Origin of the sequence: Micromonospora sp. NPDC049679 (genome assembly GCF_040659735.1) — a bacterium.
Classification (GTDB): Bacteria; Actinomycetota; Actinomycetes; order Mycobacteriales; family Micromonosporaceae; genus Micromonospora_I.
In genome coordinates this window covers 1-15,518 of record NZ_JBFANZ010000021.1, presented here as the reverse complement: position 1 = coordinate 15,518, position 15,518 = coordinate 1, and the positions used below count along the sequence as shown (strand labels likewise).

The following is a 15,518-nucleotide window of genomic DNA, read 5'->3' as shown; positions in this document are numbered from 1 at the left end:
CGCGGCCCCCGCCCGCGCGGCGAGGCACCGGGGCCTACCCGCGATCCGGCGCGATATGCATGCAGTCGCATCCCGGCATACCGGGCGGGGACGGGCGGGGCAGCCGGCATGCTCGGGCATCGCGTAGCGTTGCCGGACATGGGTGTGTCGCAACGGTTGAAGAGCAGGTTCCGGCGTTTCCTCCAGCGCCCGGGGACCACGGTTGACCTCGCTCCGTTGGAGAAGCGGCTGCCGGCCATCGCGGCGCGCGAGGAGGAGCTGACGGAGCTCGACGACGCCGCGCTGACCGAGGCGGCCGGGCGGGCCGACGACTACGTCGACATCTGCGCGATCGGGCGCGAGGCCGCACGGCGCGGGCTCGACCAGCGGCCGTACGACGTCCAGCTGCTCGGCGCGATGGCGCTGCTCTCCGGCAAGGTCGCCGAGATGGCCACCGGCGAGGGCAAGACGCTCACCGCCGTGATCGCCGCGTACGGGCACGTGCGCCGCGGCAACGGGCCGGTGCACGTGCTCACCGTCAACGACTACCTGGCCCGCCGCGACGCCGAGTGGATGGAGCCGGTCTACCGCCTGCTGGGGCTCACCGTCGGCTGGGTCACCGAGGCGTCCACCCCCGAGCAGCGGCGCGAGGCGTACGACCGGGACGTCACCTATGTGTCGGTCAGCGAGGCCGGCTTCGACTTCCTGCGCGACCAGCTCGTCACCGACGTCGCCGACCGGGTCCAGCCGACGCTCACCACGGCGATCGTCGACGAGGCCGACTCGATCCTCATCGACGAGGCACGCGTGCCGATGGTCCTCGCCGGCGCCGTGGCCGGCGAGCAGGACCCGGTGCACGCCGCCAACGCCCTGGTGCGGGGACTGCGTGCGGGCCGGCACTACGAGATCGCCGACGACGGCCGCAGCGTCGCCTTCACCTCGGCCGGGCTCGCCGCGATCGAGGCGAAGCTCGACGGAATCAATCTCTACGCCGATGAGAACGTCGCCCAGCTCTCCGCGGTCAACGTCGCGCTGCACGCGCACGCCCTCCTGCACCGCGACGTGGACTACATCGTCCGCAACGGCGGCGTCGAGCTGATCGACGAGATGCGCGGCCGGGTGGCCCAGCGCCGGCGCTGGCCGGACGGCCTGCAGGCGGCGGTGGAGGCGAAGGAGGGGCTGGCCGCGAGCGCCGAGGGCGAGGTGCTCGGCACGATCACGGTGCAGGCCTATGTCGCGCTCTACCCGACCGTGTGCGGCATGACCGCGACCGCCGTGCTCGTCGGAGACCAGCTGCGCGAGTTCTTCAAGCTCGAGGTCGCGGTGATCCCGCCGAACACCCCGTGCGTCCGCGTGGACGAGCCGGACCGCATCTACGCGACGCGGGCGGAGAAGGAAGAGGCGCTGATCGCCGAGATCGCCGCCTGCCACGAGGTGGGACGGCCGGTGTTGGTCGGCACCCTCGACGTCAAGGAGTCGGAGGGGCTGGCCGCCGGTCTCGCCGCCGCCGGCGTGCCCTGCGTGGTGCTCAACGCCAAGAACGACGACGAAGAGGCGGCGATCATCGCCGAGGCCGGCGCGTACGGGGCGGTCACCGTCTCCACGCAGATGGCCGGTCGGGGCGTGGACATCCGGCTCGGCGGCAGCGATCAGGTCGACCGGGACCGGGTCGCCGAGCTCGGCGGTCTCTACGTGATGGGCAGCGGCCGGCACGACAGCCGGCGGGTCGACGACCAGCTCCGGGGCCGGGCGGGCCGGCAGGGCGACCCGGGTGCGTCCGTCTTCTTCGTCAGCCTCGAGGACGAGCTGGTGCTGCGACACGCGCCCGACGCCATCCCGCCGTCGCCGCGGATGAACGCCGACGGCCTGGTCACCGACGAGCAGGTCGACTTCGCGGTGGAACACGCCCAGCGCATCGCCGAGGGCGTCAACCACGAGATCCACCGCAACACGTGGCGCTACAGCGTGGTGATCGAACAGCAGCGCATGGCGCTCGCCGAACGGCGTGAGCGGCTGCTGACCAGCGACATCGCTGCGGAGATGCTGACCGAGAAGTTCCGCGACCGGTGCGTGGAGATCGGCGAGGACGCGCTCTCCCGGGCCGCCCGTTCGATCGCGCTCTACCACCTCGACCGGCTCTGGGCGGAGCATCTCGCGGAGCTTTCGGAGGTGCGTGAGGGCGTACACCTGCGTGCGCTCGGCCGCCTCGACCCGCTCGACGAGTTCCACCGGGCGGCGGTGCCGGCCTTCAACCGGCTCATCCCCGAGATCGAGGCGCGCACGGTGGCGACCTTCGAGGTGACCGAGGTGGACGAGGACTGGCAGCCCGACGAGGCCAGCCTGGTCCGGCCGAGCGCCACCTGGACCTACCTCGTCCACGACAACCCGTTCGGCTCCGAGTTGGACCGGCTGATCGCGGCGGTCGGCCGCCGGCTGATCTCCGCCGGCCGCCCCTGACCGCGCGGGTCAGCGTTTGAGCTCTCTCCGCCCGGGTAGAAAGCCGGGTCCGAGCGGGGGGAGAACAACGAGCATGGCGCAGGAGACAGGGCTCACGATACGCGACTCCGGCACGGTGCCGGAGACCACGGACGAGGAGGACCGCGAACGGTGAGCCCGATGCCGTCCCAGGCGGATGGGGCGAGCCTCGGAGTGCTGGAGACCGCTGCGCTGCTGCGTGAGCTGACCGCGGGCATGGTCGCCAGTGATGACTTCGACGACGCTCTCGACCACCTGGCCCAGACGACCCGGCATGCCCTGCCCGGCATCGCGTGGTCGAGCGTGACTCTGCTGCGTGCCGGCGAGCCCGCGTCCGTCGCCGCGTCCGATCCGTCGGTCAAGGATCTGGACGAGTTGCAGTACGGAGCCGATGGGCCCGGTATGACGGCGATCCGCCGGCGGGAGATCGTCCTTTCCGAGGAGTTGGCGAGCGAGCAACGGTGGCCGGAGTGGACGCCCGCCGCCCTCGCCCGCGGCGTCCACGCGGTACTTTCCGCGCCCGTCGACATCGACGATCACGTGATCGGCTCGATCAACTTCTACGCTGCGGACGCCGGCGCGCTCACGCCCGCGCAGCAGTTGACCGCGATGCTGCTCGCCGAGCATGCCGGGCTACTGCTCGCCGCGGTCCGCGACCGGGCCCGGCAGGCGGCCCTGACCGCCGAGATCGACGACGCCCTCACCTACGGCGAGGTGATCAGCCAGGCGATCGGGATCGTGATGACGCAGCGGCGCTGCGCGCCGGGTCAGGCGCTGGACGTGCTGCGCACCGCCGCCGAAGCCCTGTCGATTCCGTTGCCCGACGTCGCGGAGCGGCTCGTCGCCTCGGTGGAGCGGGACCGCGACGGGTAGTCCGTCCCGACGCATGACGTTTGTCGCGACCCGACCCCGGGGTAACCCTTGCAGCGCCGATGTACGCCGCTGGAGGGACGTGAGCACCATGGAGAGCCGACTGAGCGTCTCCGGACATCCGATTCAACCGATGCTGGTGACGTTCCCCGTCGGCCTCTTCGTGTCGGCCGTGCTGCTCGACGTCGGCGCGCTGGCCGGCGGCTCCGTGTTCTCGCTGCTCGGCGACGTCGCCTACTGGTCGATCATCGCGGGGCTGGGCGCGGCGGCGCTCACCGCGCTCGCCGGCATGGTCGACCTCTGGGACCGGCCGATCCGCGGTCCGCGTCGGACGCTGGCGGCGTTCAACCTGGCCACCGTCGGCATGGCGGCGCTCTTCGTGCTGGTCTGCCTGGCCCGGGCCGGGGCGCCGCACCACGTCACGAGCGGTGCCCTGCTCGTGGTCGAGTTCGCCGCGCTCGTCGTCGGCGGCATCGGCGTACGCCTCGGCACCCGGCTCGTACGGGAGATGGACGAGGAGCCGGTGGCGGAGCCGACCGGGCGGCGGCCCGTGCCCACCGCCCGCCGTGGCGGACGGGTGTACAAGTCCCGCCGCCAGTTCGTCCGCTGAGCCGGCTTCCGTTCAGAGCGTTTCCCGGTGTGCCCGGCCGTGGTGCGCGCCGAGCACGTCGTCGCCGAAGTCGCTGAGCGGTCGGCGTAGCACGGTGTGCGCGTGGTTGCCGTCGTCGCTGGTGTTGTCGTACTCGATCAGCAGGTCATCGCCCTGCACCCGGTAGTAGTGCCGCCGCTCGGGCCCGGTCGGGCCCTCCCACGCGAAGTGCAGCTCGCCGCTGGCGACGCGCGCCGCTTCCCGTGCGGCGAGCTCGGTGGGGAGCCGGTCGAGGTAGAGCGCCACGAGTTGGTCGAGGAGCGCGCGGGCGGTCGGGCCGAGCCGCCCGCCGGCCACGCCGAGCGGCCCGATGCGGGACTCGGCGCGCGGATGCGTCGCGGTGCGGATGTCCGCGGGCGCGGAGTCGGAGACGATCGCCATCGCCCGCCCGGCACTGCCCATCGCGTCGAGCAGGGCGCGCGCCAGATCCTCCTCCGGTCCGAGCGGGCGGGAGACCGGCCGGCCGGCGTAGGTCACCCGGGCCGGATTGGCGCCGAGGAAGAGCGGCCCGGGCGTCACGCGCTCGCCGGCGATCGTCATCGTCACCGAGAGGTGGTGCCCCTCGAAGCGCCAAGACCAGTGCTCATCGCGGGCCGGGTCGCCGAAGACCGCGATCCAGTAGTCGTCGCTGTGCCGGCCGCGCCGCCAGTCCTCGCGGCGGTCGAGCACTTCTTCCAACGCGACCACCGCCATTGCCTGCGCGTAGGCGTGGGGGCTCAGCGCGGTGGCGAGCAGCCGGTGCGCGGCTTTGCGGGCGTCGCGGTCGAGGTCGGCCAGGCATGCGCCCGGACGGGGGCGCGGCCGGTACTCGATCCAGCGGCGGGCCGCGTCGTCGGCGAAGGGAAGCGCGGCCAGGCGGAGCTGATCGTCGTCGAGCGCCTGCAGCAGCCCGGTCGCGGCCGCGCGCATCTGAGCCGGTACGGATTCGACATCCACCTCATCTGTATACGCGCCCGCCTGCCGTCGCCGGTGACGCACCGGGCCATCGCACGTGCCTCAACGCGATGGCGCGCCGGGAGCGGGACGGTCTCCGCCGTCCCTCGGTTCGGCGCCTTTCGGGTGATTTGGTGGGCGGACCACCCCGTCGTACCGGTAGACGGCGAGCGACCGTCCGTCCATGTCCCGGCGTTGGTGCGTCGTGATGTAGCGGTGGATCAGCCCTTCGATCTCGAGCTCCACCATCGCGGAGTCCTCCGCGTTGAACGGTGTGTCGTCCCGTGGCCCGCCGGTGAGCAGGGCGTCGGGTTCGCGCGGCGTCGCCATGTCGCCCGGCTACCCGCGTAACGGCTCTTCAAACGGGGTGCAGGCCACTCGGTAGATCGAAGTTCTTGACAGTGCAAACAATGAGCACCATGATTGGCATCAATATCGCAGTGAGCCACGGGGGAAATACGCATTGTGATCTTGTCCGCGGACCGGCATGCGGTTCCGCGCCATAGCGCGCTGCGCCGTACCCCGGGGTGAGAATCCTGGGGAGGATATGTGACTGCGCAGTCCGCCGATCTCACACCTCTGTTACTGGTCCTGGCCGTCGCCGCGCTCTTCGTCGTCCGTGCCCGGCGTCGCCCGTCCTGGCCGGTCAAGCTCGCCATGGCCGTCGGGGCCGGGCTCTGGCTCGCCCTGCTCGGTGGGGCGATGTGGATGGTCGGCCAGGCCACCGCCGCTCAGCTGCCGGCGCCGCCGGTCGCGACCACACCCGGTAACCCGTGCAACGCGGGGCAGACCCCGAAGACCTTCAACGTCTCGCTGATCAACATCCCGATCTTCCTCAACCGCTTCGGCGATGTGGTGCCCGAGGGTCGGATGTACGTGCTGGACGAGAACATCGCCGCCGTGCGGAGCGGGTTCGCGCAGGCGGCCAACCCGGCGAAGGCCGCGGAGAAGGACCTGATCGAGCCGCTGACGTTGCGGGTCAACGTGGGTGACTGCGCCGAGGTCCGCTTCACCAACCGGCTCAACGAGGCCGCGCCGTCGTTCAACCGCAACGCGTCGATTTTCACGCTGCCCGGCGAAACGCTGCGCGCGCCCGGCGCGTTGACGCCCGACCCGCGCGAGTTCGCCCCCGCCGCGACCCAGCCGGACAACGATTTCGACCCGACGACCGCGCCGAACGCGTCGATGCACTTCGACGGCCTGGACTACGACGTCACGGGCTCCGACGGCGCGGTGGTGGGCAAAAACCCGGATTCCACCGCCCGCCCCGGCCAGAGCATCACCTACCGCCTCTTCGCACAGACCGAGGGGGAGTTCCAGTTCAAGGACGGGGCCGACTTCTCGTCCCAGCAGACCCGCCCGGTCGACTCTGCCGGCAAGGTGCGGTTCATCGGATCGCACTCGTTCGGCGCGTTCGGCGCGATCATGGTGGAGCCGCCCGGCGCGGCCTGGGTCGACGCTCGTACGGGTGCGCCGCTTTCCTCGGGGACCCGCGCGGTCATCAAGCAGCCCAACGCGCCGGACTTCCGCGAGCACGTGCTCTTCATGCATGACGAGGTGGAGGCCGAGCCGGGCATTCTCACCCGTTTCTGCCGGGGCGGTGACGACTCCGGCGGCAACGAGTGCGTCCAACCCACCACCGCGCAGTTGACCAAACTCAAGGCCGGCACGCTGCCCGCGCTCAGCGGTGGCGACGCGGACGCGCTGGTGCAGGGCGAGATTCCGGTGAAGTTGGAGTGGTTCGCCTTCAACTACCGCGCCGAGCCGGGCGCCAACCGGGAAGAGATCGGCTGTCCGAAGGCGACCAGCGCCGGACAGGGCTTCGACGCGAACGAGTGCGTCGGCGAGGAGACCAGCCTCTCCTCGTGGGCGTACGGGGATCCCGGCGGCGGGGACCTGGTCTTCGCCAACTACCGCGGGGAGCCGATGCAGATCCGGCTGCTCCACCCCGCGGAGTTCGAGACCCACACCTTCCACTGGCACGTGAACCGGTGGCCGTTCGACCCGAAGGACGAGGGGGGTGTCGCCGCGATCAGCAATCCCCACCACCGCACGAGCAAGACCAACATCCTCGACGTCCAGGCCATCTCGCCCGGAGCCCACTACGGGCTGATCGCGCAGGGCGGCGCCGGATCGGCGCACATGGACAAGCGAGCCACCTTTGGCGACATCATCTTCCACTGTCATCTGTACCCCCACTTCGCCTCCGGCATGTGGGCGCTGAACCGGACGCTGGACAAGCGGGAGGACGGCACGCGGGTCAATCCGGACGGGACGCCGGTCCCGGCGCTGTTCCCCCTCGAGGACTTCGACTACCAGCCCGGCGTCTCCGGCACGAACGCGCCGGCGACTCCCACGTCGACCACTCCGGGCTACCCGCTCTTCGTGCCCGGCAAGTTCGGGTTCAAGGCGCCGAAGCCGCCGCTCGGCGTGCCCACCCGCTCGGCGACCGGGGTCTTCCCACCGACCGCGCAAGAAAAGGCGTCCGCCGACTCCGGGGCCCAGGTGCCGGGCGGCTTCTTCCAGGATCCGTGTCCCGCGGGCCGACCCGTGAAGAATTTCGACATCTCCGCGATCCAGATCAACCAGGTCTACAACCCCGAGCTCAATTGGCGAAATCCGCAGTCACGGGTGTACGTCCTGGAGTCCCAACGCGCGGCGATCGAAGGCGGACAGAAGCCGGAACCGTTCTCCCCGCTGCTCAACGTCGGTGACTGCGTGGTCTACAAACTGACCAACCGGCTACCCGAGCAGTTCGGCGGCACGGTCTTCGACCGGGCCCAGGAAACGAACGAGGTAGGACTGCACCAGCACATGGTCCAGTTCGACGTGCTGTCGTCCGACGGCGCCGCGAACGGCTGGAATTACGACCAGGGCGCCGACTTCGGTCAGACCATCACCTATCGAGACTTCGTCCACGAGGACACCGCCACCAACAGCTTCCACGACCACTTCTTCTCGAACGTCCATCAGGACAACGGGCTGTTCGGCGGCTCCACCATCCACCCGGCCGGCTGTACGTTCCACAACTCGACGACCGGCGCCGCGGTGACCATCGGCACGATCGTGGACGTCCGCTGTACGCCGACGACCGACTACCGCGGGCAGGCGACGAACGGCGAGGACTACCGCAACGTGTCCCTGTTCATCGAGGACCACGTCCCGATGTTCCAACCGGCCAACTCCAACACGACGAACGACGATCAGTTCGTCACCGAGGAGGGGGTGCCGATCTTCCCGGCGAAATTCCCGTCGAGCAGCGACGATCAGGGCGCGATGGGTGTCAACTATCGCCTTGAGCCGTTCGAGAACCGGAGAAACCTGGATCCGTCGAAGTTGTTCGACTCGCGAAGTCACGGGCTGCCGTACACGCCGTATCCCCGGGCGTACGAGGGCGACCGAATAAAATGGAGACTGTTCCAGTTGTCGCAGGAAGAATCCCACGGTTTCAACCTGGACGGGTTCCGGTGGAAGGCCGAGCCCGACGATCCCGAGTCGAACGTCGTCCAGGCTCAGCACATCGGGATCCTCGAATACATCGACGTACGCGCGCAGACAGAGCACGAGGCCTTCCAGGCCGACTACGGCGGAATGAGCCGGTATCACTCGTACAGCTACAACGGAGCGGACGACTGGTTCCTCGGCGCGTGGGGAATATTGGAGGTGCGGGCCTGTGACAACCTGGGTGGAGGATTTCCGGGGACGCTGGTGACGCTGCCGGACAACCGGGAATTCGTGGGCAGGTGCGAATTTCCGGAAGCGATGCCCGACAGCTCGCCATGCGCCACGGGAGCGCCCCAGAAACAGTTCACCGTATCGGCGATCAACAAGGACATCACCTACAACGGCGCCGGTGACCACGACCCGAACGGGCTGATGTACGCGCTGTCGCAGGACGTGGCGGCCATCCGGAACGGCACGAAGCAACCGGAACCACTGGTGATCCGCGCGAACGAGGGTGACTGCATCACGATGACCCTCAAGAACGAACTGGACCCGGCGAAGCTGAAGCCGCACTGCTTCGAGGCGATCGAGCCGGGGCAGCTCGGTTTCAAGCAGGGAGTGGTCAACTATCCGGCCTGTCTCGATCAGCCGCCGCGCAACGAGGCCAACGTGCCCGGGTTCCAGCCGTTCCCGGTCGGCGCCCGGGTGTCCATGCGGCCCCAACTGGTGAAATACCACGCGAAATCCGGCGGCACCAATGTCTGGGGCGAGGTCGGCGGTTTCGGGTCGACGACCAGGGACGGCACGGTCGGCCCCGGCGAGTCGATCACGTACACCTGGTACGCGCTGCCGGGGGTCACCGGACTGGCGACCCTGGAGGACCGTGGCGACGTCCAGAACCACCCGCACCACGGCCTGTACGGCGCGCTGGTCATCGAGCCGGCGGGGTCGAGCTACGTGAACCCGCAGAACGGGCAGCCGCTCGCCAGCGGTACCCAGGCCGTGATCACGCACCCGAGTCAGTCGGACTTCCGGGAGAACATCGTGCTCATGAACAGCGACCTGTCGCTGTTCCGCAAGGACACAAACGGTAATCCGGCCGACGACCAGCCCGTGCCGGACAACCTGGACCTGGTCACCACCCCGGGCCGGGAGGCGGACGACCCGGAGGATCAGGGCGAGTTCTCGGTGAACTACCGCAACGAGCCCTGGTCGCACCGGTACCGCAATGACCAGAACATCACGAACATCTTCAGCTCGATCGTGCACGGCGACCCATCCACGCCGCTGTTCCAGGCGTACGCGGGAGACAAGACCGTCTTCCGGGTGGCGCAGGTGGTCGGTGACCCGCGATCGACGACCTTCGCCCTGCACGGGCACACCTGGCGGCGCGGCCCGATCGATCCCGAGTCGCAGATTACCGGCAACCAGGGCCAGTTCAATCCGGGCGTGGTCTACAACATCCACCTCGATCCGGCGGTCACCGGCGGTGCGGGCGGTCGACGCGGGGTGGCGGGCGACTATCTCTACCGCTCCGGCACCCTGGCCCGGCACCTGAGCGGTGGGCAGTGGGGGCTCTTCCGGGTCCACAGCACCGCTGCGCCCAACCTGATCGCGCTGCCGGACCATCCGGTCGCGCCGGCGAGCGGGTCGGGCGCCGCGCGGAAGTCCAGCGGCTTCGGTCCCGTGGCGTGGTTCGGCAGCCTGCCGGCTCGCGCCGGACGACGGGGGAGGCGGCGGTGAGTCTCCGGTCGAAACTGGTGCTGCCCGACGAGATGCGGGGCAAGTCCGGGCCGACCAAGCGGCCCGTCCGGGCTCCCCGGTCGGTCCGGACGCGCCATCCCCACGAGGGGCGGTCGTATCGGCAGGGGTTCCTGCTCGGCATGTCCGTCGGGATGAGCCTCGCGCTGGTCTTGGGCGTGGTGGCGTTCATCGTCACGCGGTCCGGGGTGGCGTCGGTGCCCGCGCCGGCGGCCGCGTCCGCGACGGGTCGGCCCACGGAGCAGAATCGGCAGCCACAGGCCGCGATCGACGTGACCGCGCGGCATCTGGGCAACCTGCAGGTGCAGATCGAGGCACAGGTGAGTTCGCCGGGCTCCTACGACCCGATCACGATGGGGCAGGTGGCGGCGTACACCGACATGGTGGCGATGCCGATGTCTCACCGGCAGGGGCCGATCATGATGGCGGAGTCGGGCGGGCGCAGGGGCCTGTACCAGGCGGTCACCACGCTGCCGATGACGGGTGAATACGACATCATGATCGAGGTCAAACAACCGATGGCGGCCAGGGCGCACAAGCGCATCAAGGTCGACACGGTGGCCGCGTCCTGACGTGAGACGACGATGGGGGAGGGCATCGGCCCTCCCCCATCGCGCTGTTCAGGACGCGCTGGAGGTGGGGCCGTCGCCGAGCAGTTCGGCCATGTCGGGTAGGTCGAAGAAGCGCGCCGTCTCGATCGCTGACGGGGTGCCGTCGGCGGGGTCGGCGCCCGCCGCGAGCAGCGCGGTCACGGTTTCGGCGGAGCGCCGGAAGGTCGCCGCTGCCAGCGCGGTCTGCCCGCGGTCGTTGACCCGGTCGGGGTCGGCGCCCCGGGTGAGCAGGGCGGAAACCGTGTCCGGATGTGAGTGGTAGGCGGCGAGGATGAGCAGCGTGTCGCCCTTGTCGTTGGTCATGTTCACCGGCAGGCCGGCGTCGACGTTCGCGACCAGTTCCTCGGTCGCTCCCGCGCGGGCCAGATCGAACATGCGGTGCGCGAAGGCCAGCGTCTCCTCGTCCAGTTCCTCTGCCACCGGCCCAGCCTAGAGCACCGGCTGTCAGCTCTTGAGCAGCTCCCTCATCCGGGTGATCTCGATCTGCTGCTCGGTCGCGGTGGAGGTCGCGATCTCCTGGATCGTGAGGTCGACGCCGACCCTCAGCATGTTTCTGGACATCTCGATCGCGCCCTGGTGGTGGTCGGTCATCATCTGGACGAACATCCGGTCGAAGGCGTCCCCCTTCGCCGCGGCGAGGGCCTTCATCGCCTCGGGCGTCTGCATACCCCGCATCGTGCCGTGCTCGTGCTGGCCGCTGGCGTCCTCCGGGCCCAGGCCCCGGGCGTCCAGCCAGGCGCGAAGCTGGTGGATCTCCGGCCCCTGGCTCGCCTTGATCCGGTCGGCCAGCGCACGGATCCGCGGGTCTTCGGCTCGGTTGGGCGCGAGGGCCGCCATCTGCAGGGCCTGGGTGTGGTGCGGGATCATCATGCGGATGTACCAGGTGTCCAACGTGGAGTAGCCCGGGGCCGCCAGGGGGCTGACCTGGTCCGCCCGGGTGACCTGCGCGGATTCGCCGGGACGGCCGGGCATGATGACCGGCGCGCTCCCCGCCGGGCCGGGTGTACTCGGCTCCACTGTGGGGGCCGCCGACGGCGTCGCGGACTTCGTCGCGAGTGCGTACGCGCCGGCCCCGCCGGCAAGTACGGCCGCGGCGATGGCACCGATCACGAGGATCCGCCGGTGGGTGGGGGTCATGGGCACGCCTCCTGGTCCAGGATGCGGCGATGGTAACCGCCCATCGATAGTTCCCGGGTGTGACCCAGGTCACAACAAGGGCAACCATCGACATGTAAGGTCTGGGCCATCGTCAATACCTTTCCTTCGAAGGGTGCCGCCAATGCTCAATCTCTCCCCCCGAGGGGCGCGGCAGCTCAGGACCGTCGGACTGGCCGCGACCACGCTCATGCTGATGAGCGCCGCCGCCGCCACGCCGAGCAGTGCGCAAGCGACGTCCGATGAATGTGCCGCGCTGCGCGGTGCGGGCGACAACTTCGCCGAGCTGTGCCTCACCGAGCAACAACTGACCGCAATGGACGACTCCGGTGCCGAACTCGGCGTCGATGAGATCGCCAGCAGCCCCAACATGCGCCAGATCGCGAACATCCCGAAGCAGGCCCCGTTCAACACGGAGTCCAGCTTCGGTACGGACATGGCGTTCCAGGGGCGCTACGCCTTTGTCGGCAACTACGACGGGTTCGTCATCTACGACGTCAAGAACCCGCGCAAGCCGTCCATCGTGTCCCAGGTGCTCTGTCCGGGCAGCCAGAACGACATCTCGATCCACGGCAACCTGCTGTTCCTCTCGACGGACCAGGGGCGCAGTAACGACTCGTGCGACAGCGTCCGCCTCTCCGCCACGCAGAAGGAATCGTGGGAGGGCATCAAGATCTTTGACGTGAGCGACAAGGCCAACCCGCGCTACGTCAAGTCGGTCGAGACCAACTGTGGCTCGCACACCCACACGCTGGTCCCGGGCAAGGACAGCAAGTCCGTTTACCTGTACGTATCGTCGTACTTCCCGGACGCGACCCTCCCGGACTGCCAGCCTCCGCACGACTCCATCTCCATCATCAAGGTGCCGGTGAAGAAGCCGACGGACGCGGCCGTGGTCGCGACGCCCAACCTCTTCCCGGACGGCGGCTACCCCGGTCGCGAGGGTGCCTGGGACACGAGTGGCTGCCACGACATCACCGCCTACCCGTCGAAGGACCTGGCGGCGGGTGCGTGCATGGGTGACGGCATCCTGATGGACATCTCCAACCGGGAGGCGCCACGCGTCATCAACCGGGTGCGGGACACGGTCAACTTCTCGTTCTGGCACTCGGCCACCTTCAACAACACGGGCACGAAGGTCGTCTTCACCGACGAGCTCGGCGGCGGTGGCGCGCCCACCTGTAACCCGACCGAGGGTCCGACCCGCGGCGCGAACGCCATCTACGACATCACCGGTAAGGGTGACAACCGGCAGATGGTGTTCAAGAGCTACTACAAGATCCCGCGGACCAACACCAACAACGAGAACTGCGTGGCCCACAACGGCTCGTTGATCCCGGTGCTGGGGCGGGACATCATGGTCCAGGCGTGGTATCAGGGTGGCGTGTCGGTGTGGGACTTCACCGACTCCGCCCACCCCGTGGAAATCGGCTACTGGGAGCGCGGACCGCTCTCGAACGACCGCGCGATCCTCGGCGGCGCCTGGTCGACCTACTGGTACAACGGCCACATCTACTCCAGCGATATCCAGAAGGGTCTGGACGTGCTGGAGATCAGGGACTGGCGTACGGTCACGGCCCACGCGGTTCGGGTCGACCAACTCAACGTGCAGACCCAGCAGGGCTACTGGGGCAGCCGGTAACCCCTCCCGCAGCACCGGCCGGCCCGGCCTCCCGCACCTGGGAGGCCGGGCCGGCCGCTGTCATGGGCGGCAGGCGGCTGGCATACGTATCGACGTGCGTTGCTGTCCGCGTCCGGGCCGTGGTGAAATGTCGGTACGTGGCGGTAGCGAGTGGCCGTGTGCTGCGACGGTGTGCCGGGCTCGGAAGCGTCAGGGCAGCGCTTTCCGATGTGGACCGTATCCCGCAGCGCCGCCATGACAGTTTCGCAACCGGGTCCCGCGGGCCTCCCGCGGCGGACCCCGCCTGCGCCTTCCTCCGTCGCCGGCCCGTGCACGGGCCTTGCGCGGCCGGGCGCAGCCGCATCCGAAGGGGAAGTACGTTGAGAATCAGACCCAGGTTTGCCGTGCTCGCCGCCGCCGCGGTGCTGGGCACGGGGCTCCCGCTGCTCCTCAAGCCCGAGGTGGCGCTCGCGCACGGCGCGATGACCTATCCGGCCACCCGCACCTACGCCTGCTACGTCGACGGCAAGGCGGGCGGTGGCGGTGACCTGAACCCCACCAACCCGGCCTGCGCGGCGGCCGTGGCCCAGGGCGGCAAGCAGCCGCTGTGGGACTTCTACGGTGTGCTGATCGGCAACGCGGGCGGTCGGCACCGCGAGATCATCCCGGACGGCCAGCTCTGTGGCGCCGGGACCGTGAAGTACGCCGCGTACAACGCGGCCCGGACCGACTGGCCGACGACCGCCCTCCAGTCCGGCGCCGGCATCACGTTCCGCTACAACGCGTGGGCGCCGCACCCGGGCACCTGGTACCAGTACGTGACGAAGGACGGGTGGAATCCGAACACCCCGTTGACCTGGTCGGACCTCGAGGCCACCCCGTTCGACCAGGTGACGAACCCGCCGCTGGGCAGCGGCGCCTCGGGCGCCGAGTACGTGTGGAACGCGCGGCTGCCCAACAAGAGCGGACGCCACATCATCTACTCCATCTGGCAGCGCTCCGACAGCCCCGAGGCGTTCTACAACTGCTCGGACGTCACCTTTGGCGGGGGCGGTGGTCCGACGACGCCGCCGACCACCCCACCAACCACCCCACCAACCACCCCACCAACCACCCCGCCGACGACGACCCCACCGCCGGCCGGCAGCGGCGCCTGCGCGGCGACGGTACGGATCGACAGTTCCTGGTCGGGCGGCTACCAGGCCACCGTGACCGTGCGCAACACGGGCAACGCCCCGGTGAGCCCCTGGACGGCGACCTGGACGATGCCCAGCGGCAACACCGTCTCCCAGGGCTGGAACGCCACGGTGTCGCAGAGCGGCACCACGGTCACCGCGACCGCGCCGAGTTGGGGGCAGACCCTCGCCGTCGGGGCGTCGGCCTCGATCGGCTTCATCAGCAGCGGCCCGCCGAGCCCGTCGGCGAGCGGCGTGAAGCTCAACGGCGGTACCTGCACCGCCTGATCTGATGGCAGGGCCTCTTCCGGTCGCTTTCCGCGGAGGAAGCGGCCCTGCCCATCGTCCGCGCGTATCCTTTCGGCGATCTTGTGATCGGGAGGGGCTGTGGCGGACGAGGTGTACGTGGGCAATGCGGGTGTGGACGCTCCGCTCGAACGGGGATGGCTTCTCGGCCACTTCATGCCGCCGGAAGCCGGGGTCCGGCACAGCGCCGACGTCGAGATCAAGTGGGGTGCGCACCCGCCGGGGGACCGGCGCGAGCAATGGGCGACCGGCGAGCGGCGTACCGCGCTGCTGGTGCTGATCAGCGGCCGCTTCCGGGTCGAACTGCCCGATCGGACCGTCCTGCTCGACAGGCAGGGTGACTACGTCGTCTGGGGGCCGGGAGTCGATCATTCCTGGTGGGCGGAGCAGGAGTCGATCGTGCTGACCGTGCGCTGGCCGTCGATTCCCGGCTACGCCGTACCGCTTTCCTAGCGCGGGTTCCGCCCGGAGCCGCACCTGGCTCACCGATTCCTCGCCGCTGACGACGAGCGAGGGAGTGCCCGAGCCGGCCGCCCACT

At 69.6% G+C, this 15,518-nt stretch carries 12 protein-coding genes; 8 read left to right on the top strand and 4 right to left on the bottom strand.

Annotation, left to right across the window (positions count from 1 at the left end; genetic code table 11):
* The first annotated feature begins 138 nt into the window (after nucleotides 1–138).
* From secA2 to AB0J06_RS15680, 3 genes are all read left to right on the top strand, one after another.
* Complete coding sequence (gene secA2, locus AB0J06_RS15690) at nucleotides 139–2,436, top strand: accessory Sec system translocase SecA2 (protein ID WP_357428909.1); 2,298 nt, start codon at nucleotides 139–141, stop codon at nucleotides 2,434–2,436.
* A 159-nt stretch (nucleotides 2,437–2,595) separates the two neighbouring features.
* Nucleotides 2,596–3,327, top strand: a complete 732-nt coding sequence (locus AB0J06_RS15685) for a GAF and ANTAR domain-containing protein (RefSeq protein ID WP_357428907.1) — start codon at nucleotides 2,596–2,598, stop codon at nucleotides 3,325–3,327.
* 88 nt (nucleotides 3,328–3,415) lie between these two features.
* Nucleotides 3,416–3,934, top strand: coding sequence for a DUF2231 domain-containing protein (locus AB0J06_RS15680; RefSeq protein WP_357429068.1), 519 nt, complete (start codon nucleotides 3,416–3,418; stop codon nucleotides 3,932–3,934).
* Nucleotides 3,935–3,946: 12 nt separating this feature from the next.
* Here the strand turns inward: AB0J06_RS15680 and AB0J06_RS15675 are convergent, their stop codons facing one another.
* Together AB0J06_RS15675 and AB0J06_RS15670 are read right to left on the bottom strand one after the other, a co-directional pair.
* The gene (locus AB0J06_RS15675; protein ID WP_357429066.1) at nucleotides 3,947–4,882 is read right to left on the bottom strand and encodes a DUF3500 domain-containing protein; all 936 of its coding nucleotides are present in this window, start codon (nucleotides 4,880–4,882) and stop codon (nucleotides 3,947–3,949) included.
* Nucleotides 4,883–4,969: 87 nt separating this feature from the next.
* Entirely contained in the window at nucleotides 4,970–5,236 is a 267-nt protein-coding gene (locus tag AB0J06_RS15670) for a hypothetical protein (protein WP_357428905.1), read from the bottom strand.
* Between the two features lie 219 nt (nucleotides 5,237–5,455).
* On the opposite strand from AB0J06_RS15670, the gene AB0J06_RS15665 reads away from it, so the two are divergent.
* Nucleotides 5,456–10,093 (top strand): hypothetical protein, encoded by a 4,638-nt coding sequence (locus AB0J06_RS15665; protein WP_357428903.1) that lies wholly within the window; start codon nucleotides 5,456–5,458, stop codon nucleotides 10,091–10,093.
* Nucleotides 10,090–10,683, top strand: a complete 594-nt coding sequence (locus AB0J06_RS15660) for a hypothetical protein (RefSeq protein WP_357428901.1) — start codon at nucleotides 10,090–10,092, stop codon at nucleotides 10,681–10,683. The genes AB0J06_RS15665 and AB0J06_RS15660 overlap by 4 nt, the downstream gene beginning before the upstream one ends.
* A 48-nt stretch (nucleotides 10,684–10,731) precedes the next feature.
* Here the strand turns inward: AB0J06_RS15660 and AB0J06_RS15655 are convergent, their stop codons facing one another.
* A complete protein-coding gene (locus AB0J06_RS15655; protein WP_357428899.1) occupies nucleotides 10,732–11,142 on the bottom strand; it encodes an ankyrin repeat domain-containing protein in 411 nt (136 codons plus the stop codon).
* A 24-nt stretch (nucleotides 11,143–11,166) separates the two neighbouring features.
* A complete protein-coding gene (locus AB0J06_RS15650) occupies nucleotides 11,167–11,859 on the bottom strand; it encodes a DUF305 domain-containing protein (RefSeq protein WP_357428897.1) in 693 nt (230 codons plus the stop codon).
* 142 nt (nucleotides 11,860–12,001) lie between these two features.
* On the opposite strand from AB0J06_RS15650, the gene AB0J06_RS15645 reads away from it, so the two are divergent.
* The 3 genes from AB0J06_RS15645 to AB0J06_RS15635 all read left to right on the top strand — a co-directional run bounded on the left by AB0J06_RS15645 (nucleotide 12,002) and on the right by AB0J06_RS15635 (nucleotide 15,432).
* Nucleotides 12,002–13,519: a hypothetical protein gene (locus AB0J06_RS15645; RefSeq protein ID WP_357428895.1), complete on the top strand. Its 1,518-nt coding sequence runs from the start codon at nucleotides 12,002–12,004 to the stop codon at nucleotides 13,517–13,519.
* 359 nt (nucleotides 13,520–13,878) lie between these two features.
* Nucleotides 13,879–14,961: a lytic polysaccharide monooxygenase gene (locus AB0J06_RS15640; RefSeq protein ID WP_357428893.1), complete on the top strand. Its 1,083-nt coding sequence runs from the start codon at nucleotides 13,879–13,881 to the stop codon at nucleotides 14,959–14,961.
* 99 nt (nucleotides 14,962–15,060) lie between these two features.
* Complete coding sequence (locus AB0J06_RS15635) at nucleotides 15,061–15,432, top strand: signal peptidase I (protein ID WP_357428891.1); 372 nt, start codon at nucleotides 15,061–15,063, stop codon at nucleotides 15,430–15,432.
* Nucleotides 15,433–15,518 lie beyond the last annotated feature (86 nt).

Coding starts and splice junctions, on each gene's coding strand:
- AB0J06_RS15645 (WP_357428895.1), top strand. CDS start 12,002: ATGCTCAATCTCTCCCCCCGAGGGGCGCGGCAGCTCAGGACCGTCGGA.
- AB0J06_RS15685 (WP_357428907.1), top strand. CDS start 2,596: ATGCCGTCCCAGGCGGATGGGGCGAGCCTCGGAGTGCTGGAGACCGCT.
- AB0J06_RS15680 (WP_357429068.1), top strand. CDS start 3,416: ATGGAGAGCCGACTGAGCGTCTCCGGACATCCGATTCAACCGATGCTG.
- AB0J06_RS15670 (WP_357428905.1), bottom strand. CDS start 5,236: ATGGCGACGCCGCGCGAACCCGACGCCCTGCTCACCGGCGGGCCACGG.
- AB0J06_RS15675 (WP_357429066.1), bottom strand. CDS start 4,882: ATGCGCGCGGCCGCGACCGGGCTGCTGCAGGCGCTCGACGACGATCAG.
- AB0J06_RS15650 (WP_357428897.1), bottom strand. CDS start 11,859: ATGACCCCCACCCACCGGCGGATCCTCGTGATCGGTGCCATCGCCGCG.
- secA2 (WP_357428909.1), top strand. CDS start 139: ATGGGTGTGTCGCAACGGTTGAAGAGCAGGTTCCGGCGTTTCCTCCAG.